This window comes from Pseudomonas sp. Ps21-P2 (assembly GCF_039672565.1).
GTDB lineage: Bacteria > Pseudomonadota > Gammaproteobacteria > Pseudomonadales > Pseudomonadaceae > Aquipseudomonas.
Map to the genome: position 1 here is coordinate 315105 of NZ_JBDFPL010000004.1, position 20378 is coordinate 335482.

Below are 20378 nucleotides of genomic sequence, written 5' to 3' on the forward strand. Positions count from 1 at the left end.
TCAGGCGGTAGCGGGTTCGTCGGCCGGTTTTGGTTTCGGCAGTGAAGACAGAAACGCCATGACCAGCGCCGCCAGATACGGCAGCGATTGCACCAGCAGCATGATGACCCAGAAGCGCATGTCGTTGCTCGGCAGACCCTGCACCAAACAGATGCCCAACGCGGCGCCCCACAGCATCAGCATGATGAACAGCTCTTCGCGGGCCTCGGAAATCGCCACCAGCAAGCCATGGCTTTCGGCGTTTTTCGGGGTGCGGAAGAACGGGATGCTGGTGGTGAAGAACCCGTACAGCACCGCTTTGGCGATGGTGTGGGATAACGCCAGTCCCGCAAGCGCCGCATAGAACGCGTCCGTGAGGTTCACGCCCACGGCGCGACGGTACAGAAAGATGATCTTGCCGACCTTGAAGAAGAACAGCGCCAGCGGCGGAATCGCGAAAATCAGCAGCGGCGGGTCAACACGGTTGGGCACGATGATCATCGCCGACGACCACAGCAGTGCGCCGACCGTGAAGAAGATGTTCATGCCATCGGCCACCCACGGCAGCCAGCCCGCGAGGAAGTGATAACGCTGGCCGCGGGTCAGTTCGGTGTCCTTGCCACGCAGCAGGCTGGCGGCGTGACGCTTGATGATCTGAATCGCGCCATAGGCCCAGCGGAAACGCTGCTTCTTGAAGTCGATGAAGGTGTCGGGCATCAGGCCCTTGCCGAAGCTGTTGTGGGCGTACGCGGCCGAATAGCCTTTTTCGAACACGCGCAGGCCCAGCTCGGCGTCTTCACAGATGCACCAGTCCGCCCAGCCCAGTTCTTCCAGGACCGAGCGACGGGTCATGGTCATGGTGCCGTGCTGAATGATCGCATCGCGGTCGTTGCGGGTAACCATGCCGATGTAGAAGAAGCCTTTGTATTCCGAGTAGCAGAGCTTCTTGAACGCACTTTCGTGCTGATCGCGGTAGTCCTGCGGCGACTGCACCACGGCGATTTTCGGATCGGCGAAGTGCGGAACCATGTGCTTGAGCCAGTTGCGGTCGACGCAGTAATCCGAGTCGATGACGGCAATCACTTCGGCGTCCGGCGCCGTGTGCGGGATCAGGTAGTTCAGGGCGCCGCCCTTGAACCCGGCCAGCGGTGCGACGTGGAAAAACTTGAAGCGCGGGCCGAGCATTTCGCAGTGGGCCTTGACCGGCTCCCACACGGCGGGGTCCTTGGTGTTGTTGTCGATCAGCAACACTTCGAAATCCGGGTAATCCAACGCGGCCAGTGCGTTGAGGGTCTGTTTGACCATCTCCGGCGGCTCGTTGTAGCAGGGCACATGAATCGACACTTTCGGCCTGTAGGCCGAATCCCCTTCAACGGGCAGGAATTCGCGACGACGCTTGTGCGTCCACACCGCTTCGGCCAGTTCGTGGGCCTCCGTCAGCAGCACGATGAACACGCCGAACGCGCCCAGCGCCAGTAAAAATCCTACGAGCAGACTGAACCAGGTGCTGTATTGCTGGCTGTAGTCATAGCCGATCCAGACCAGAACCGAACCGCACAGGAAGGCGATAAAGGTCAGGAATGTGCGGCCACGCTGACGCAGCGCCGAGCCGTCAATCAGCAGCAAGGCGAGGGCCAGCATTGCCAACACTGCCGAGCCGATTGCCAGCACGCGCCATTGCGGGATCGCGACCACCGGGCCTTCGAAATTGAATTTCTGCTGGCGGGCGGCGTTGTACACGCCCCAATAGGCACCAACCGATCCTTCGTCGCTGGCTTTCCACGGCTGATCGAAGGCCTCGATCACGAAGTAGTTGAAGCCCTGACGGTTGAGCTTGTTGACCAGCGTGCGCAGGTAAACCGCCTGATCCGCCTGGGTGGCGTCCGCACCGCCGCGCATGTGGCCATTGCTCGGCCAGCCGACCTCAGAGAGCAGCAGCGGCTTTTTCGGGAACATGCGTTTCAGTTCGCGGGCGCGGTCGAGCACGTACTGCCCGGCTTTATCCATCGGGATGTATTCCCAGTACGGCAGGATGTGCGCGGCGATCAGGTCAACGTGCTTGGCCAGTTCCGGGTATTTCTCCCAGATATGCCACTGCTCGGACGTGGTCACCGGGACTTTGACGGCGGCGCGCACGCGGTCGAGGGCGGCCATCAGGTCTTTGGGTTTGATCTCTTCGCGGTACAGCGCTTCGTTGCCGACCACCACGCGAACCACACTGCGCGTTGTATTCGCCAGCTCGATCGCCGTGGTGATCTCGCGTTCGTTGCGCTCCAGGTCCGGGCTGATCCAGATACCGAGGGTCACCCGCAGGCCGAATTCCTCGGCCAGCTTGGGGATGTCCTTGAGCGTGCCGTCCACCGAGTAGATACGGATGTTGTCCGTCTGCTTGCTCATCAGCTCCAGGTCCTGACGCATTTCTTCGTCGGACGGGTAGAGATCTTTTTGTGGATTCTGGCCCAGCCGGAAAGGCGAATAGGAAAAGCCGGAGATCTGCTCCGGCCAGTTGGGCGCGGTGACGGGGCGGTTGATCAGCGCCCAGAAGCCGGTAAACAGCGCAGCAATCGCCACGACGACAACGAGGTTGAGTCCAAATTTACGCGATGACATAGGTGCTTCAGGTTCCAAGAGGGGAACGGGGAGGAGTGACAGGGTACAGCGGGCCAGAACTTTGGCAACCGACACGTGTTGAAGTTCTGTTCGGCCGTGGCTGTAGGGCTTTGCGTGTTCGTGGGTGGCTTGTGGGGAACGGGGCGACTTTCAGACCAAACGACTGCCACTCAGCGCTTTGCGAATCGCCGCCAGGGCCTATAATGCGCGCCGGTTTTTTGGGGTATTAGTCATGAGCACAGAAGATCCGCGTTTCGCTGGCGTTGCCCGCCTGTACGGCATCGAGGGCCTGGAACGCCTGCGCGCGGCCCATGTGGCGGTGGTCGGCATCGGCGGCGTGGGTTCCTGGGCGGCGGAAGCCATGGCGCGCTGTGGCGTGGGCGAGATTTCCCTGTTTGATCTGGACGACGTCTGCGTCAGTAATAGCAACCGCCAGTTGCACGCCCTGAGCAGCACCGTTGGCCGCGCCAAGGTCGAGGTCATGGCCGACCGCCTGCGTGAGATCAATCCCGACTGCGTCGTTCATGCCGTCGCCGACTTCGTCACCCGCGACACCATGGCCGAATACATCACGCCGGACATCGACTGTGTGCTCGATTGCATCGACAGCGTCAATGCCAAGGCCGCGCTGATCGCCTGGTGCAAAAGGCGCAAGATCCAGATCATCACCACCGGCGGCGCAGGCGGGCAGATCGACCCGACCCTGATTCAGGTCTGCGACCTCAACCGCACGTTCAACGACCCGTTGGCGTCGAAGGTGCGCTCGACCCTGCGCCGGGACTACGGCTTTTCCCGCACCGTCACCCGCCATTACAGCGTGCCGTGCGTGTTCTCCACCGAGCAACTGCGCTACCCCAAGCCGGACGGCAGCATCTGCCTGCAGAAAAGCTTCGTCGGCGACGGCGTGAAGCTGGACTGCGCAGGTGGTTTCGGCGCGGTGATGATGGTCACTGCCACATTCGGGATGGTCGCCGCGACCAAAGCCGTGGACAAAATCGTCGCCGGCGTGCGACGGCCGTCGGAGCGCGCCAAGGCGCAGCCAACGGCCTGACGACAGAGGGGCAGTCATGCTGGCGTATCCTTTGTGAACCCCCGCCGATGGTCCTGCAGATGAACTACCTGTGGGAGCGAGCTTGCTCGCGAAGATGCCGGTACATCCACTAAATATCCAGTGGTTGAAAGATCCTTTTGTGAGCAAGCTCACTCCCACAGGTTTTGTGTACGCCGAAGATTCTAAACAGTTGCTCGGAACCCATTGTGGGAGCGAGCTTGCTCGCGAAGAGGCCGGTACATCCGCTAAATATCCAGCAGTTGAACGATCCTTTCGCGAGCAAGCTCGCTCCACCAAGTCTCATGTTTGCTGCGCAACAGCGCGGCGCCTGGACGACGGGGAATTTCTACCGTGCGAGCTGCCGCATCTTCTGCAGCACCGCATTCAGCCCGTTGCTGCGGGATGCCGACAGCTGACGGCTCAAGCCCAGCTGCGTGAACCACTCCACCAGGCCCACCTGCTGCAGTTCTTGCAACGACAGGCCGTTGACCCGGGCCAGCAACAGCGCCACCAGACCCCGAATCAAGCGCGCGTCACTGGCGGCGCGGAACTGCCAGTGGCCGTCGATCACGTCGCCCACCAGCCAGACCTTGCTCTCGCAGCCGTCTACCAAATGCTCGTCGGTCTTTTCATCGTCGCTCATGGGGGGCAGGCGGTCTCCCCATTGCATCAGCAATCGTGCGCGCTGCTCCCAGCTCAGTGACTCGTTGAAGGTTTCCAGCGCCGTGCGGGCATCGGTCGGCAGGCTCATCGCAACAACTCCAGCGCTTGATCCAGTGCGGTGAAAAATCGCTCCAGGTCCCCGGAATCGTTGTACAGCCCCAGCGACACCCGAATCGCGCCTGAGAGGCCCAAGCCACTGATCAACGGAATGGCGCAGTGGTGACCGGCGCGAACCGCGACGCCTTGCTCGGTCAGCAGGTGCGCAAGATCGGCGTTGTGCACGCCCTCGACCACGAAACTCACCAGCGCCACATGGGGATCACCCAGCACCTGCACACCGTCGCGCAGCATCAACCCAGCGCGCAACCGCTCATGCAGGCACGCTTCGTATTCGGCGACGGCGGACTGATTGAGGCCGTTGAGGTAATCCAGCGTCGCGCCGAGACCGATCACCGCGCTGATGGGCGGCGTGCCCGCTTCGAAGCCCAGCGGCGCAGGGCGAAAGGTTGCCGTCTGATAGCCGGTCTGCAGGACCATCTCGCCGCCGAACTGCCAGTGCTGCAACCGCGCCAATGCGTCATGTCGCCCGAACAGCACGCCCACGCCATCCGGGCCATAGAGCTTGTGGCTGGAAAACACGTAGAAGTCGCAGCCGATGTCCTGCACATCGTGTCGTCCATGGACGACACCCTGGGCGCCATCAATCACCGTCAGCGCGCCATGGGCCTGGGCCAGCGCGACCAGTTGCCGAACCGGCTGCCAGGTGCCGAGCACGTTGGACAACTGACTGACCGCCAGCAAACGGGTGCGTGAAGTGATCAGCCCGGCGGCGGCCTCTACATCAATCACGCCGGCCTCGGTGACGGGCAGCACCACCAGCTTCAGGTCGCGACGCAGGGCCAGCTGCTGCCAGGGCAACAGATTGGCGTGATGCTCCAGGGCGCTGATGACAATCTCGTCGCCGGCCTGAAACACGTGCTCCAGGCCGTAAGCGAGCAAGTTGAACGCGGACGTGGCGCCGTGGGTGAAAACGATCTGCCCGGACGCTCCGGCATTCAGCCATTCGCCGGCCTTGCGTCGCGTGTCCTCGAAGCCCTGGGTCGCCATGGCGCCCGGCAGGTGCTGGGCGCGATGCACATTCGCTGCGCCGTTGGCGTAGTAATGCACCGTGGCGTCGATCAGGGCGTGGGGCTTTTGTGCAGTGGCGGCGCTGTCCAGGTAGGTCTGGCCTTGCCGTTGCAGGGCGTCGATGGCCGGAAAGTCAGCGCGCCAGGGAGAAATGAGGGGCATATCAGTCACGCTCGTTGAGGCGGACTCGGAGCCCCGAGGGACACCGAACCCGCACGCAGCATCGATCAGTTGTGAGCGTGCAGCGCTTCGTTCAGCTCGATGGCCGACTTGTGGGATTTGCACTCCACCGCGCCGGTCTGCGAGTTGCGACGGAACAACAGGTCCGGTTGACCGGCCAGCTCACGAGCCTTGACGACCTTGACCAGCTCGTTTTTGTCGTCCAGCAGCGCCACTTTGGTGCCGGCGGTAACGTACAGACCGGCTTCAACGGTGTTGCGATCGCCCAACGGAATGCCGATGCCGGCGTTCGCCCCGATCAGGCATCCTTCGCCGACCTTGATCACCATGTTGCCGCCGCCCGACAGCGTGCCCATGGTCGAGCAACCGCCGCCCAGGTCCGAACCCTTGCCGACGAACACGCCAGCCGACACGCGACCTTCGATCATGCCCGGGCCTTCGGTGCCGCCGTTGAAGTTGACGAAGCCTTCGTGCATCACGGTGGTGCCTTCGCCAATGTAGGCGCCCAGACGTACGCGCGCGGTGTCAGCGATGCGCACACCGGCTGGCACGACGTAGTCAGTCATTTTCGGGAATTTGTCCACCGAGAAGACCTCCAGAAAATGGCCTTTCAGGCGGGCTTCCAGCTGACGCTCGGCCAGTTCGCCCAAGTCGATGGCGCCCTGGCTGGTCCACGCGACGTTCGGCAGCAGCGGGAACACGCCGGCCAGGCTCAAACCGTGGGGCTTGACCAGTCGATGGGACAGCAGATGCAGCTTGAGGTAAGCCTCGGGGGTGGAGGTCAGTGCGGTGTCCTCGGCCAGCAGCGTGGCAACCAGAGGGTTGTGGCTCTCGGCGAGTCGGGTCAGCAGCGCAGCCTGGGCGTCGTCGATGCCTTTGAGGGCATTGGCCAGACGCGAGGACAGATCGGTGTTGAATGCGATGGCCTGATTGCCACCGGTGTAGCCCAGGATCGGCGCGATGGCAGCGACGATTTCAGCCGACGGGTTGAGCAGCGGCAGGGCGTAGAAAACTTCCAGCCAGGTGCCTTGACGGTTTTGTGTGCCAACGCCAAAGGCCAGGCTGAACAGAGAAGTGGACATGCAGATACCTCGTTATTTAGGGCTATCTCAATCAGGCGATAGCCGCAGCGTACAGTTCGGGTTTGAAGCCAATCAGGGTTTTGTCGCCAAGATCCAGCACCGGGCGCTTGATCATCGAGGGCTGAGCGAGCATCAGCTCAATGGCCTTTTCCTGATCGAGGTCGGCTTTCTGCGCCTCGTCCAGTTTGCGAAAGGTCGTGCCGGCGCGGTTGAGTACCGTCTGCCAGCCATGCTCATTGCACCAACGGGTCAGGTGGTCGCGATCGATGCCTTGGGTCTTGTAGTCGTGGAAATCGTAATTCACCGATTTTTCATCGAGCCAGGTGCGCGCCTTCTTCATCGTGTCGCACGCCTTGATCCCAAACAGGTGCAACGTGTGGGTTTCCTTGGCCATGGGCCTGCTCCTTTCGGGACGGTTGAAAAAAACGGTGGAGGATTATGCCACGTACACGCCGGGTAAGTGCGGCGGGCCGACGCTTTGTCCATTTGAGGCAGGTTTACGGGCGATGAACGCTGGCGACGCCGGCCGACCACGACTGATGTATCAACACCCCATGACCATCACAGCCGCCAAGAGGGGCACTTTGCCGGACGCATCGGGTCTGTTGCCGATGTCAGTCATGAGTCAACGCTTGGGGAAACACGCAATGCAAACAGCCTATACCGTCCTTATCTTGTTGACGCTGGTAGGTGTCTCGCGATTGCTCGCCCGGTTGATTCCGCTGCCGTTGCCGCTGGTGCAGATCGCCGCGGGCGCCTTGCTGGCATGGCCGACCCTGGGCCTGCACGTGGCGCTCGACCCTGAGCTGTTCCTGTTTCTGTTCCTGCCGCCGCTGCTGTTTTCCGATGGCTGGCGGATGCCCAAGCGCGACCTCTGGCGCTACCGCGGCGCGATTCTGACCCTCGCGGTCGGGCTGGTGATTTTTACGGTGATCGGCGCCGGTTACTTCATCCACTGGCTGCTGCCTTCAATTCCCTTGCCCGTCGCGTTTGCGCTGGCGGCCGTGCTGTCGCCGACGGACGCCGTGGCGGTCTCGGCCATCGCCCAGGACCGGCTGCCCGTGCCGATCATGCGCATGCTCCAGGGCGAAGCATTGATGAATGACGCGACCGGCCTGGTCACTTTCAAGTTCGCGCTGGCAGCCGCCATCACCGGGGTGTTTTCCCTGACCGATGCCAGCCTGAATTTCGTGCTGGTCGCCTGCGGTGGTCTGGCCGTGGGCGTTGCGCTGAGTTGGGTGGTGGGTCGCCTGCGCAGCTGGATGATCACCCGGGGCTGGGATGATCCAGCAACCCACGTCGTCTTCATGTTGCTGCTGCCGTTCGCCGCTTACGTGCTGGCCGAGCGCCTTGAGCTGTCCGGAATTCTCTCGGCGGTGGCGGCAGGGATGATGCAAAGCTGGGTCGATCTGCTGCCGCGCCAGACCACTACTCGACTGCTCAATCGCAGCGTATGGACCCTGTTGGAATTTGCGTTCAACGGCCTGATCTTCCTGCTGCTGGGCTTGCAGTTGCCCGACATCATCACCGCCGTTACCCACCACGAAGCCACCCTGTGGCCGACCCTGTTGTGGCGGTGCCTTGACGTGCTGGTAATCTTCGTCGTGCTGGCGGCGCTGCGTTTCATCTGGGTGCAAAGCGTCTGGCGGCTGATGATCCAGATCCGGCGCTGGCGCGGCAGGGGCGACGGCACCCTGGATCTGTCGACCCGGTCGTCATTGCTGCTGACCGTGGGCGGGGTGCGCGGTGCTGTCACGCTAGCGGGTACGTTGTCGGTGCCGATGCTGATCAGCGCCGGCGTCGACTTTCCCGAGCGGGACTTGCTGATTTTCATTGCCGCCGGGGTGATTCTGCTGTCGCTGGTGTCGGCGAGCATTGGCTTGCCGGTGCTCCTGCGTGGGCAGGTCAGTGAGCCGGACATGCGCATGAAGCGCGAAGTGCGAGACGCCTGGAAGCGCACGGCTCAGGCGGCGATTCAGACACTGGAGAATGAGGCGATCCCGGCAGCGACGGATTCGCCCGACGCCGCGCAAGCGGTCCTCGCCATGGAAGTGAAGGCGCGGATCATGTCCGAATACCGCCAGCGTCTGGATATCTTCAATGACACCGCCGAGGCTCAGGCCCTGGCGTTTCAAATGGATCAACTGGAAAAGCGCATGCGCCTTAACGCCCTGCGTGCTCAGCGCCTGAAGCTGTACGACCTGCACCGCCATCACCAGATCGGCGATGACGTGCTTCGCCTGGTGCTGGCAGAACTCGATTTGAACGAAGCCAATCTGGGTCTGGCGCACTGAGGCTAGAGGCTGGCCTCAGTGCGTAGAGTGTCAGCAGGAAATCAACGGCTCGTCATGAAATCCCGGATGCGCTGCGCGGCTTCGATGCACTCGGCCAGCGGTGCAACCAGTGCCATGCGCACGCGACCGGCGCCGGGATTGAAGCCGTCGACCTCGCGGGACAGGTAGGAGCCTGGCACCACCGTCACGTGCTGGGTGACGAACAGATCCCGGCAGAACGCTGCGTCATCAGTCCCGACGCTGGGCCACAGATAGAAACCGCCGTCCGGGTGTTGCACATCCATGACCGGGCTAAGGATTTCCAGCACGGCGTCAAACTTTTCCCGGTACAGCGTGCGGTTGGCGCGCACGTGTTCTTCATCGCTCCAGGCCGCGATGCTCGCCAATTGCGTTTGCACCGGCATCGCGCAGCCGTGGTAGGTGCGGTAGAGCAGAAACGCCTTGAGAATCTCGGCATCGCCGGCGACGAAACCCGAGCGCAGGCCCGGCAGGTTCGAGCGCTTTGACAGGCTGTGAAAGACCACGCAGCGCTTGAAATCCTGGCGACCCAGTTCGGCGCAGGCGCTGAGCAGGCCGGGCGGCGGGGTCGCTTCGTCGAAATACAACTCGCTGTAGCACTCGTCCGCGGCAATCACGAAATCGTGCTTGTCGGCCAGGGCGATGAGCTTTTTCAGGGTTTCCACCGGGATCAGCGCACCGGTCGGGTTGCCCGGCGAGCACAGGAACAGAATCTGGCAGCGGTCCCAGACATCAGCGCTGACCGCGTCGAAATCCGGGTTGAAACCGTGCTCGGCCAGGCACGGCAGATAGTGCGGAGTGGCGCCGGCCAGAAACGCCGCGCCTTCATAGATTTGGTAGAACGGATTGGGGCTGACCACCAGACCGTTGTCAGTGCGGTTGACGACGGTCTGGGTAAACGCGAACAGCGCCTCACGGGTGCCGTTGACGGGCAGCACGTGTTTGGTGGCATCCAGCCAGCCGGCAGGCACGCTGAAACGGCGCTCGCACCATGTGGCGATGGCTTCACGCAACGCAGGAATTCCGGCCGTGGTCGGGTAGACCGCCATCTGATCGAGGTTGTCGGCCAGCGCCTTGGCGACGAACTCCGGCGATTTGTGCTTGGGTTCGCCGATCGACAGGGCGATCGGACGTTTGTCCGGATTCGGCGTAACGGCACCGAGCAACGCGCGAAGTTTCTCGAAAGGGTAGGGCTGAAGCTGCTGCAGGGCGTTATTCATGTCGAATCGTTCTCAAGGCTGGGCGCCCGCACTCGTGTTCACGATGTGGCAGGGCGCCGTTGAATCAAGTCGTTAAGTCGTGCCGTCCTGGCGGATTCAAATGCTGATGCGCAACTCGCTGCCGGGCTCGGGATTGACGCTGAGCTGCTCGACGATTTCATCCTGCAGGCGTCGACACAGTTGTGGGTCGGACAGCGGCTGGTGGTTTTCATCGGTCAGAAAGAACACGTCTTCCACGCGTTCGCCCAGCGTGGCGATCTTGGCGTTTTGCAACGACAGATCGAACTCCAAGAAGATCTTGCCCAGTCGCGCCAGCAGTCCAGGTCGATCCGGCGCACTGAGCTCCAGCACCGTGACCGGCCGTTGCGCGTCGTTGGAAATCGTCACCACGGGCGCGAAGGCAAAGTGCTTGAGCTGGCGCGGTACGCGGCGCTTGATGATGGTCGGGTAATCGTCGGGGTTGCGCAGCGCCTCGGTCAGGCCCTCGCGAATGGCCTTGATGCGCTCCGGATTGTCACCGATCGAACCGCCTTCGCTGTCGAGCACGATGTAGGTGTCGAGGGTGAACTGGCTGGTGGACGTGATGACCCGGGCGTCGTGGATGTTCAGGTTCAGCTGGTCCATGGCTGCCACGGTCACGGCGAAGAAGTCGTGCTGGTCGGGCGCATAGATGAAGATCTGCGTGCCGCCTTCGAACTCGCGCTGGGTGGTTTCCTTGATCAGCACCAACGGGCCGCCATCGGCTGGCTGCTGCAAAATCGCGTCGCTGTGCCAGGCCACGTCGCCGGCGGTGTGACGCAGGAAATAGTCATCACCCAGTTGCGACCACAGTTGCTCTACGTCGTCGGGATCAGTGCCGCTGCGCACCAGAATATCCAGGGCGGCGCTTTGCGTGCGACGGATCTGCTCCTCGCGGTCGACCGGGTTCTCCAGCCCACGCTTGAGCGCGCGCTTGGTCTCGGTGTACAGCTGGCGCAGCAGGCTGGCCCGCCACGAGTTCCACAGCGTCGGATTGGTCGCGTTGATGTCGGCGATGGTCAGCACATAGAGGTAGTCCAGGTGCACTTCATCGCCGACGAACTGGGCGAAGTCGTGAATCACCTGCGGGTCGGACAAGTCCTTGCGCTGGGCGGTGGTCGACATCACCAGATGGTTCTGCACCAGCCAGACAATCAGCTGGGTGTCCCAATTGGGCAGGTGATGACGAATGCCAAACGCTTCGGCATCCACCGCGCCCAGTTCCGAGTGATCGCCGCCGCGGCCCTTGCCGATGTCGTGGTAAAGCCCGGCCAGGTAAATAAGCTCGGGCTTGGGCAGCTTGGCCATAAGCTTGCTGGCCAGCGGGAATTTCTCTGACACCTGCGTGTATTGCAGCTTACGCAGGTGCTTGATCAGGTTCAGCGTGTGGGCATCGACCGTGTAGATGTGGAACAGGTCGTGCTGCATCTGCCCGACGATATGGCCGAACTCCGGCAGGTACAGGCCGAGAATGCCGTAACGGTTCATCCGCCGCAGGTTGCGATGGATGCCTATCTCGCATTTGAACAGCTCGATGAACAGGCTGGTGTTGCGGATATCGTTGCGGAAATCGTCGTTGATCAGGTAGCGGTGTTCCCGCAGCAGCCGGATGGTGTCGGCCCGCACGCCTTTTATTTCCGGGCGCTGCGCCATCAGCACGAAGATCTCGATCATCGCGAACGGCGTGCGCTTGAAGACGTTCGGATGGGTCGCTTCGATGTAACCGTCATGCAGCTGGAAGCGCGAGTTGATGGTCTCGGTGACCGTGCCTTCGTCGTCCGCCAGGATGACTTCTTCGAAGTGCTGAATGATCAGGTCGCTGAGCTGCGCGATGCTCATGACCACCCGGTAGTACTTCTGCATGAAGCGCTCGATGGCCAGCTTGGCGTCGCTGTCTTCGTAGCCCAACAGGCGCGCGATGCTGGTCTGGTAATCGAACAGCAGACGGTCTTCGGAACGCCCGGCCAGCATGTGCAGCGCGTAGCGGACCTTCCAGAGAAACTCCTGTGAGGAGGCCAGCAGCGCGTTTTCGCTCTCCAGCAGAAATCCCTCGTCGGCCAGTGCGTGCAGATTCAGCGTGCCGTACTGGCGACGGGCAACCCAGAGAATGGTCTGGATATCCCGCAGGCCACCGGGCGAGCCTTTGACGTTGGGTTCGAGGTTGTATTCGGTGTCGAAATACTTGTGATGGCGGTTCTTCTGCTCGGCGCGTTTGGCCAGGAAGAACTCTTTGCTCGGCCACATTTCGCGGGTGCTGGTGACGGCGAGCATGCGCTGACGCAGTCGCTCGGGACCGGCAATCGTGCGGCTTTCCATTAGATTCGTGATGACGGTCAGGTCGGCGCGGGCTTCGGTGGCGCATTCGTCCACCGAGCGCACGCTCTGACCGACTTCCAGGCCGATGTCCCACAGCAGCGTCAGAAAGCGCTCGATGGAGTCGCGGAAAACCTCATGATCGGCGCTGTCCAGCAGGATCAGCAGATCGATGTCGGAGTAGGGGTGCAGTTCGCCGCGACCGTAGCCGCCGACCGCCAGCAAGGCGATGTCGGCGTCTTCGCTCCAGTCGAACTGATCCCAGGCCTGCTGCAGGATGTTATCGACAAACCAGGCACGGTCTTCGATCAGCCGACGAATTTCCCGGCCGGACTTGAAGCGTCCGTCCAGCACTTCGCGCGCCTGACGGATGGCTTTCTTGAAGGCGGGTATGGGGCTGGCCTTCAGTGCCAGCTCGGCCTGAAACTGGCCGCGATCGAACAAATCTGGGTCCACCTGCGGCATCGAACTGCTTTCCTTCTATCTATACCGACCGTGCTAAACCGACCGTGCTGGCTGTACGGACCATGATGGCGAAAGACTCTGCGATCAGGCCGAGGTGCGGGCGATGGTGTCATCGCTGCGCAGGGTGAAGATCTCATAACCGGTCGCGGTCACCAGAATGGTGTGCTCCCACTGCGCCGACAGCTTGCGATCCTTGGTGATGGCTGTCCAGCCGTCGCCCAGCAGACGCGTGTCGGCCTTGCCCTGGTTAATCATCGGCTCGATGGTGAAGGTCATGCCTTCTTTCAGCTCCACACCGTCCCCGGCCTTGCCGTAGTGCAGCACTTGTGGCTCTTCATGGAAGACCTTGCCGATGCCGTGGCCGCAGTATTCGCGGACGACCGAGAAGCCGTTCTTCTCGGCATGCTTCTGGATCACTTCGCCGATATCGCCCAAATGCGCGCCGGGCTTGACCACTTCGATGCCTTTATAAAGGCACTCCTGGGTGACGCGGGACAGACGCTCGGCCCATTCAGGCACCTGGCCTACGTGGAACATCTTGCTGGTGTCGCCGTGGTAGCCGTCCTTGATGACGGTCACGTCGATGTTCAGCACGTCACCATTCTTCAGCGGCTTCTCGTTCGGAATGCCGTGGCAAACCACGTGGTTGATCGAGGTGCAGATGGATTTCGGGAAACCCTTGTAATTCAGCGGCGCCGGAATGGCCTTCTGCTCGTTGACGATGTAATCGTGGCAGATGCGGTCCAGTTCTTCGGTGGTCACGCCAGGCTTTACATAGTCGCCGATCATTTCCAGCACGTCCGCAGCCAGGCGGCCGGCAATGCGCATCTTCTCGATGTCTTCGGGGGTTTTCAGTGTCACGGTCATTAAACAGGCTCTCTCGGCGCGGCGGGGCCACGGCTTGATACGGAAAAAACGCGATTCTACCAGACCGTCGTCAGGCGGGTTATCATCCCGTCCCCGATCGCGGCGGACAGGGTGCCTGACCGTTAACGCGAGGAGGACAAAAGCGTCGGAAAAACAGGCTCTTATTTCGAGTTCCGTTATCCAGTCTTTTGTGATATAAAATGCGCCGCTTTACGGGGTCTGCCCCGAAAGCTCTAACCCACACACGTGTCGACACGATGACCTGGGTGCCTTCGGCTCAAGCCGCTGGTTGGTCATTGGGATACGTGGAGGCCTAACCCGACTTATCAAGGAACTATCATGTCCCAAGTCAACATGCGCGATATGCTGAAGGCCGGTGTGCACTTCGGTCACCAGACCCGTTACTGGAACCCGAAAATGGGTAAATACATTTTCGGCGCGCGCAACAAGATCCACATCATCAACCTTGAAAAAACCCTGCCTATGTTCAACGAAGCTCTGACTTTCGTTGAGCGCCTGGCTCAGGGCAAAAACAAGATCCTGTTCGTCGGCACCAAGCGTTCCGCTGGCAAGATCGTCGCTGAAGAAGCAGCACGTTGCGGTTCGCCGTACGTCGATCACCGCTGGTTGGGCGGCATGCTGACCAACTTCAAGACCATCCGCGCTTCCATCAAGCGTCTGCGTGATCTTGAAATCCAGGCAGAAGACGGCACTTTCACCAAGCTGACCAAGAAAGAGGCGCTGATGCGTACTCGCGATCTGGAAAAGCTGGATCGTAGCCTGGGTGGTATCAAGGACATGGGCGGTCTGCCAGACGCTCTGTTCGTTATCGACGTTGATCACGAGCGCATCGCGATTACCGAAGCCAACAAGCTGGGTATCCCGGTCATCGGTGTTGTCGACACCAACAGCAGCCCTGAAGGCGTTGACTACATCATCCCGGGCAACGATGACGCAATCCGCGCCATTCAGTTGTACATGGGTTCGATGGCTGACGCTGTGATCCGTGGTCGCAACAACAATGCTGGCGGCACCGACGTTTACGCTGAAGAAGCTCCAGCGGCAACTGTTGAAGGCTGAGTAACAAACGCCTGGCGTTGACTCAGTACGCAAAAAGGGGGCTTGGCCCCCTTTTTGCCACCTCGAAAACCATCTGACGTTGCCATCGATCTTATTGTCATGTGCAGCAGTCACCATGGATTTTCAAGAATTTGAACGCCCGTCTTGCGGGTGGAATGGTTGAAGACCTATCCAAGAGGATTTTGAAATGGCAGAGATTACTGCAGCGTTGGTCAAAGAACTGCGCGAGCGTACCGGCGAAGGCATGATGGATTGCAAAAAGGCCTTGACCAAGGCTGGCGGCGACATCGAAAAAGCCATCGACGATATGCGTGCTTCGGGCGCAATCAAGGCAGCCAAGAAAGCAGGCAACGTTGCTGCTGAAGGCGCCATCTCCATCAAGGACGACGGCAAAGCTGCTGTCCTGATCGAAGTCAACTCCCAGACCGACTTCCTGGCTCTGCAGGACGACTTCAAGGCATTCGTCGCTAAAAGCGTCGAGAAAGCCTTCGCTGACAAGCTGACTACCGTTGAGCCTCTGGTTGAAGCGATGGAAGCTGATCGTCTGGTGCTGGTCGGCAAGGTTGGCGAGAACGTCAACATCCGTCGTCTGGCGCGCATCGAAGGCGACGTGCTGGGTTCGTACCTGCACGGCAACAAGATCGGCGTGGTTGTCGTCCTCAAGGGCGGCGATGCAGAGCTGGCGAAAGACATCGCCATGCACGTAGCAGCGACCAACCCTGAGTTCCTGCTGCCTTCGGACGTTTCGCCAGAAGCGATCGAGCGCGAGAAGAATGTCTTCATGCAGTTGAACGAAGACAAGCTGAAAGGCAAGCCTGCTGAAATCGCTGAGAAGATGGTTGGCGGTCGTATCAGCAAGTTCCTGGCTGAAGCGAGCCTGGTTGAGCAAGCGTTCGTCAAGAACCCGGAAATCAAGGTCGGTGAACTGGCCAAGAAAGCCGGCGCTGAAATCGTTTCCTTCACCTACTTCAAAGTGGGCGAAGGCATCGAGAAGCCAGTCGACAACTTCGCTGAAGAAGTCGCTGCTCAAGTAGCTGCAAGCAAGCAATAAGACGGTTTTCCAACTGTCGCCCCGAAGAGGCTGCCCGCTAACGCGCGCAGCCTCTTTGTCAAAGCGGTACGCGGAATTGTTATTGCTGCACTGAATTTGTTTTTGCAGGGGGCTGGGCCTACGAGGCTGCATTTCCCTGAAGCAGTGACCTAGAGTTAGCGCAGGCCGAAAACGGCCCGCAACTCGAACGATTTTTTTCAAACGCCGCAGGAGAGATTCGCAATGGCTCAGCAGGGCAGTGGCTATCAAGCTCGCTATAAACGCATTCTACTCAAGCTCAGCGGCGAGGCCCTGATGGGGTCGGAAGAGTTCGGCATCGACCCCAAGGTGCTGGATCGCATGGCGCTGGAAGTCGGTCAGCTGGTCGGCATCGGTGTTCAGGTCGGTCTGGTCATCGGCGGCGGCAACCTGTTCCGCGGCGCAGCGCTGAGCGCGGCCGGCATGGATCGGGTCACGGGCGACCACATGGGCATGCTGGCCACCGTGATGAATGCGCTCGCCATGCGTGACGCGCTGGAGCGGGCCAACATCTCGGCCATCGTGATGTCAGCCATTTCCATGGTGGGTGTGACCGATCACTACGACCGGCGCAAGGCCATGCGTCACCTGAATGCCAAGGAAGTCGTGATCTTCGCGGCCGGTACCGGCAATCCGTTCTTCACCACGGATTCCGCAGCGTGCCTGCGCGCGATCGAGATCGACGCTGATGTCGTGCTGAAAGCAACCAAGGTCGATGGTGTGTACACTGCCGATCCATTCAAGGACCCGCATGCCGAGAAGTTCGATCGTCTGACCTATGACGAAGTGCTGGATCGCAAGCTGGGTGTAATGGATCTGACAGCCATCTGTCTGTGTCGTGACCACAAGATGCCACTGCGTGTCTTCAATATGAACAAGCCCGGCGCCCTGCTGAACATTGTGCATGGCGGCGCGGAAGGTACTTTGATCGAGGAAGGCGAACAATGATCAACGAAATCAAGAAAGACGCTCAAGAGCGGATGAAGAAATCCCTTGAGTCCCTGGCCCATGCATTCGGCCAGATCCGTACCGGCAAGGCGCACCCGAGCATTCTCGGCAGCGTGATGGTGCCGTACTACGGCTCCGATACCCCGCTGAGCGGCGTCGCCAACGTCACCGTGAAGGATTCCCGTACGCTGCAGGTCGTGGCGTTCGAGCGCAACATGCTTTCTGCGGTCGACAAGGCCATTCAGAGCGCTGGCCTGAACCTCAACCCGACCAACCTGGGCGAGATGCTGTTGATCTCCATGCCTGCCTTGACGGAAGAGACCCGCAAGGGCTTCACCAAGCAGGCTCGCAGCGCCGCCGAAGACGCCCGCGTTGCCGTGCGCAACATCCGCCGTGACGCGTTGGGTGAACTGAAGAAGCTGGTCAAGGACAAGGAAATCAGCGAAGACGAAGAGCGCCGCGCCGCTGCCGACATCCAGAAGCTGACGGACAAGGCTGAGGCGGACATCGACGCCGCGACCAAGTCCAAAGAAGCGGACCTGATGGCCGTATAAGGGCCGGGAAGCTTTCATGGATAAGACAAAGCTGGCTGCGCCGGCATCGGTGCCGCGTCATGTCGCGATCATCATGGATGGGAACAACCGCTGGGCCAAGAAGCGCCTGCTGCCCGGTGTAGCAGGCCACAAGGCCGGCGTCGACGCTGTTCGTGCGGTGATTGAAGTCTGCGCCGAGGCCAAGGTCGAGGTGCTGACCTTGTTCGCGTTTTCCAGCGAGAACTGGCAGCGCCCGGCGGAAGAAGTCGGCGCGCTGATGGAGTTGTTTTTCACGGCGCTGCGTCGCGAGACCAAGCGCCTGAACGAGAACGGCATCAGCCTGCGCATCATCGGCGACCGTTCGCGGTTTCACCCCGAGCTGCAGGCTGCCATCCGCGAAGCCGAGCAGCGTACGGCTGAGAACAGCCGCTTCGTCCTGCAGATCGCCGCCAACTACGGCGGTCAGTGGGATATCGCTCAGGCTGCACAGCGGCTGGCCCGTGAAGTTCAGGCCGGCCATTTGCGCCCGGAGGACATCACCCCGGAGCTGCTGCAAACGTGCCTGGCCACCGGCGACCTGCCGTTGCCCGACCTCTGCATCCGCACGGGCGGCGAGCACCGCATCAGCAATTTCCTGCTGTGGCAGCTGGCCTATGCCGAGCTGTATTTCTCCGACCTGTTCTGGCCGGACTTCAAACACGATGCCATGCGCACTGCGCTGGCCGATTTCGCTTCTCGCCAACGCCGCTTCGGGAAAACCAGCGAGCAGGTAGAAGCTGGAGCCCGCGCTTAATGCTCAAACAACGAATCATCACTGCGCTGATCCTTGCGCCGCTGGCCCTGTGCGGCTTCTTTCTGCTGGCAGGCGGCAGCTTCGCGTTGTTCATCGGCGCGGTCGTCGTACTCGGCGCCTGGGAATGGGCGCGTCTTTCCGGCTTCGAAGCCCAATCGGCCCGCGTTCTGTACGCCGTGGTGGTCGCTGCGCTGCTGTTTCTGTTGTACCTGCTACCCGACCTCGCGCCTTGGTTGCTGGTGGCGGCGCTGATCTGGTGGCTGGTGGCAACCTGGCTGGTGCTCACCTATCCCGAGTTCAGCGAGCATTGGTCCAGTGCTATCTGCAAACTGCTGATCGGTTTGCTGATATTGCTGCCGGCCTGGCAGGGCCTGGTGCTGATCAAGCAGATGCCGCTGGGCAACTGGCTGATTCTGTCGGTGATGATTCTGGTGTGGGGTGCCGACATCGGCGCCTACTTCTCCGGCAAGGCATTCGGCAAGCGCAAGCTGGCGCCGAAAGTCAGCCCGGGTAAAAGCTGGGAAGGTCTCTACGGTGGTTTGGCGGCGTGTCTGCTGATCACTGCGGCGGTGGGCGTCTATCGTGGCTGGTCGCTGAGCGAAATCATCTTCGCTTTGGTGTGCGCGGCGATTGTCGTGCTCATTTCGGTCGTCGGTGATCTCACTGAGAGCATGTTCAAGCGCAAATCGGGGGTCAAGGACAGCAGTAACCTGCTCCCGGGCCACGGTGGTGTGCTGGATCGCATCGACAGCCTGACTGCCGCCATTCCGGTGTTCGCCTTGCTGCTCTGGGCCGCCAAAGACTGGGGCGTGATGTGAGTACGCCTCAGCTCATTACCGTGCTGGGCGCGACGGGCTCGGTGGGTTTGAGCACGCTCGACGTCATCGCGCGGCATCCGGCGCGTTATCAAGTGTTTGCCCTGACGGGGTACACGCGCCTGGCCGAGCTGTTGGCGTTGTGCGTTCGCCATACCCCGCAGTTTGCCGTAGTGCCGACGACGGCCGCCGCCCGCCAGTTGCAGGACGACCTGCGCGCAGCCGGTCTCGATACCCGCGTGCTCGTGGGGGAGGGCGGTCTCTGCGAAGTGTCTGCTCACCCTCTGGTGGATACCGTGCTGGCCGCCATCGTCGGTGCCGCCGGTTTGCGCCCGACCCTTGCCGCTGTTGAGGCGGGCAAGAAAGTTCTGCTGGCCAACAAGGAAGCGCTGGTCATGTCCGGCGCCCTGTTCATGCAGGCTGTTCGCCGCAGTGGCACGGTACTGCTGCCGCTCGACAGCGAGCATAACGCGATCTTCCAGTGCCTGCCCCGTGATTACGAAAGTGGTCTCGAGAAGGTCGGCGTCAGACGCATTCTGCTGACCGCATCCGGTGGCCCGTTCCGTCAGACACCGCTCGCCGAGCTGGAGCACGTCTCCCCGGATCAGGCCTGTGCCCATCCGAACTGGTCCATGGGTCGCAAGATTTCCGTCGATTCAGCCAGCATGATGAACAAGGGCCTCGAGCTGATCGAAGCCTGCTGGCTGTTCGACACGACGCCTGCGCGGATTGAGGTGGTGATTCACCCTCAGAGCGTGATCCATTCAATGGTCGATTACGTCGACGGCTCGGTGCTGGCGCAGTTGGGTAATCCCGACATGCGCACGCCGATTGCCCACGCGCTGGCCTGGCCCGAGCGCATCGACTCGGGCGTCGCGCCGCTGGATCTGTTCAGCATCGCGCGACTGGACTTCGAAGCACCGGACGAAGTGCGCTTCCCATGCCTGCGTCTGGCGCGGCAAGCTGCCGAGGCGGGTGACAGTGCGCCTGCGGTTCTGAACGCAGCCAATGAAGTCGCGGTCGCTGCGTTTCTGGACAAGCGCATTCGCTATCCGGAAATCGCGAGTATGATCGACGAGGTTCTGAACCTTGAGCCTGTCGTCGCCGTGTCCGAGCTGGAGACAGTGTTCGAGATCGACGCACGTGCCCGCGCGTTGGCCGAGCAGTGGCTCGGTCGCAATGGTCGCTAGGTGGTCGGTTCAGGCAGTCGTGTTTTTGATGATTTGCATGCAATGTGGGCTTCAACGCACCG

The 20378-nt window shown here is 61.2% G+C and carries 17 protein-coding genes; 9 read left to right on the forward strand and 8 right to left on the reverse strand.

Translation table 11 applies throughout. The features are described 5' to 3' along the window. Nucleotides 1-2589 carry a glycosyltransferase family 2 protein gene (locus tag ABEH28_RS12515; RefSeq protein WP_346630073.1) on the reverse strand — a complete coding sequence of 863 codons (2589 nt, stop codon included), beginning with the start codon at nt 2587-2589 and terminating at the stop codon, nt 1-3. Nucleotides 2590-2821: 232 nt separating this feature from the next. Here ABEH28_RS12515 and tcdA point away from each other — a divergent pair, with 232 nt between their 5' ends. After that, entirely contained in the window at nt 2822-3640 is an 819-nt protein-coding gene (gene tcdA, locus ABEH28_RS12520; protein ID WP_192170817.1) for a tRNA cyclic N6-threonylcarbamoyladenosine(37) synthase TcdA, read from the forward strand. Nucleotides 3641-3986: 346 nt separating this feature from the next. Here tcdA and ABEH28_RS12525 read toward each other — a convergent pair whose 3' ends face one another. The 4 genes from ABEH28_RS12525 to ABEH28_RS12540 all read right to left on the reverse strand — a co-directional run bounded on the left by ABEH28_RS12525 (nt 3987) and on the right by ABEH28_RS12540 (nt 7087). After that, entirely contained in the window at nt 3987-4391 is a 405-nt protein-coding gene (locus ABEH28_RS12525) for a SufE family protein (protein WP_346630074.1), read from the reverse strand. After that, a complete protein-coding gene (locus ABEH28_RS12530; RefSeq protein WP_346630075.1) occupies nt 4388-5593 on the reverse strand; it encodes a cysteine desulfurase in 1206 nt (401 codons plus the stop codon). The genes ABEH28_RS12525 and ABEH28_RS12530 overlap by 4 nt, the downstream gene beginning before the upstream one ends. A gap of 65 nt (nt 5594-5658) precedes the next feature. Beyond that, on the reverse strand, nt 5659-6693 hold the full coding sequence (gene dapD, locus ABEH28_RS12535) for a 2,3,4,5-tetrahydropyridine-2,6-dicarboxylate N-succinyltransferase (protein WP_282369285.1): 1035 nt from the start codon (nt 6691-6693) through the stop codon (nt 5659-5661). A gap of 31 nt (nt 6694-6724) precedes the next feature. Next, nucleotides 6725-7087 (reverse strand): ArsC family reductase, encoded by a 363-nt coding sequence (locus ABEH28_RS12540; RefSeq protein WP_133772712.1) that lies wholly within the window; start codon nt 7085-7087, stop codon nt 6725-6727. Nucleotides 7088-7340: 253 nt separating this feature from the next. On the opposite strand from ABEH28_RS12540, the gene ABEH28_RS12545 reads away from it, so the two are divergent. Continuing rightward, nucleotides 7341-8987 (forward strand): Na+/H+ antiporter, encoded by a 1647-nt coding sequence (locus ABEH28_RS12545; protein ID WP_346630076.1) that lies wholly within the window; start codon nt 7341-7343, stop codon nt 8985-8987. Nucleotides 8988-9028: 41 nt separating this feature from the next. On the opposite strand, the gene dapC is transcribed toward ABEH28_RS12545, so the two are convergent. The 3 genes from dapC to map form a co-directional block, all read right to left on the reverse strand. Further along, nucleotides 9029-10225: a succinyldiaminopimelate transaminase gene (gene dapC, locus ABEH28_RS12550; protein WP_346630077.1), complete on the reverse strand. Its 1197-nt coding sequence runs from the start codon at nt 10223-10225 to the stop codon at nt 9029-9031. Between the two features lie 96 nt (nt 10226-10321). Next, nucleotides 10322-13021: a [protein-PII] uridylyltransferase gene (locus ABEH28_RS12555; RefSeq protein ID WP_282369294.1), complete on the reverse strand. Its 2700-nt coding sequence runs from the start codon at nt 13019-13021 to the stop codon at nt 10322-10324. A gap of 84 nt (nt 13022-13105) precedes the next feature. After that, nucleotides 13106-13888 carry a type I methionyl aminopeptidase gene (gene map / locus ABEH28_RS12560; RefSeq protein WP_192170825.1) on the reverse strand — a complete coding sequence of 261 codons (783 nt, stop codon included), beginning with the start codon at nt 13886-13888 and terminating at the stop codon, nt 13106-13108. 339 nt (nt 13889-14227) lie between these two features. Here map and rpsB point away from each other — a divergent pair, with 339 nt between their 5' ends. From rpsB to ispC, 7 genes are all read left to right on the forward strand, one after another. Next, nucleotides 14228-14968, forward strand: coding sequence for a 30S ribosomal protein S2 (rpsB, locus tag ABEH28_RS12565; RefSeq protein WP_037014262.1), 741 nt, complete (start codon nt 14228-14230; stop codon nt 14966-14968). Nucleotides 14969-15155: 187 nt separating this feature from the next. Next, nucleotides 15156-16019: a translation elongation factor Ts gene (gene tsf / locus ABEH28_RS12570; RefSeq protein ID WP_122537362.1), complete on the forward strand. Its 864-nt coding sequence runs from the start codon at nt 15156-15158 to the stop codon at nt 16017-16019. A gap of 222 nt (nt 16020-16241) precedes the next feature. Then, entirely contained in the window at nt 16242-16985 is a 744-nt protein-coding gene (pyrH, locus tag ABEH28_RS12575; RefSeq protein ID WP_037014256.1) for a UMP kinase, read from the forward strand. Next, nucleotides 16982-17539: a ribosome recycling factor gene (gene frr, locus ABEH28_RS12580; RefSeq protein ID WP_065989845.1), complete on the forward strand. Its 558-nt coding sequence runs from the start codon at nt 16982-16984 to the stop codon at nt 17537-17539. The genes pyrH and frr overlap by 4 nt, the downstream gene beginning before the upstream one ends. Nucleotides 17540-17555: 16 nt before the next feature. Then, nucleotides 17556-18311, forward strand: a complete 756-nt coding sequence (gene uppS / locus ABEH28_RS12585; RefSeq protein WP_074891303.1) for a polyprenyl diphosphate synthase — start codon at nt 17556-17558, stop codon at nt 18309-18311. After that, nucleotides 18311-19129 (forward strand): phosphatidate cytidylyltransferase, encoded by an 819-nt coding sequence (locus ABEH28_RS12590; protein WP_346630078.1) that lies wholly within the window; start codon nt 18311-18313, stop codon nt 19127-19129. The genes uppS and ABEH28_RS12590 overlap by 1 nt, the downstream gene beginning before the upstream one ends. Then, nucleotides 19126-20316, forward strand: coding sequence for a 1-deoxy-D-xylulose-5-phosphate reductoisomerase (ispC, locus tag ABEH28_RS12595; RefSeq protein ID WP_265386918.1), 1191 nt, complete (start codon nt 19126-19128; stop codon nt 20314-20316). Before ABEH28_RS12590 ends, ispC begins: the two co-directional genes overlap by 4 nt. Nucleotides 20317-20378 lie beyond the last annotated feature (62 nt).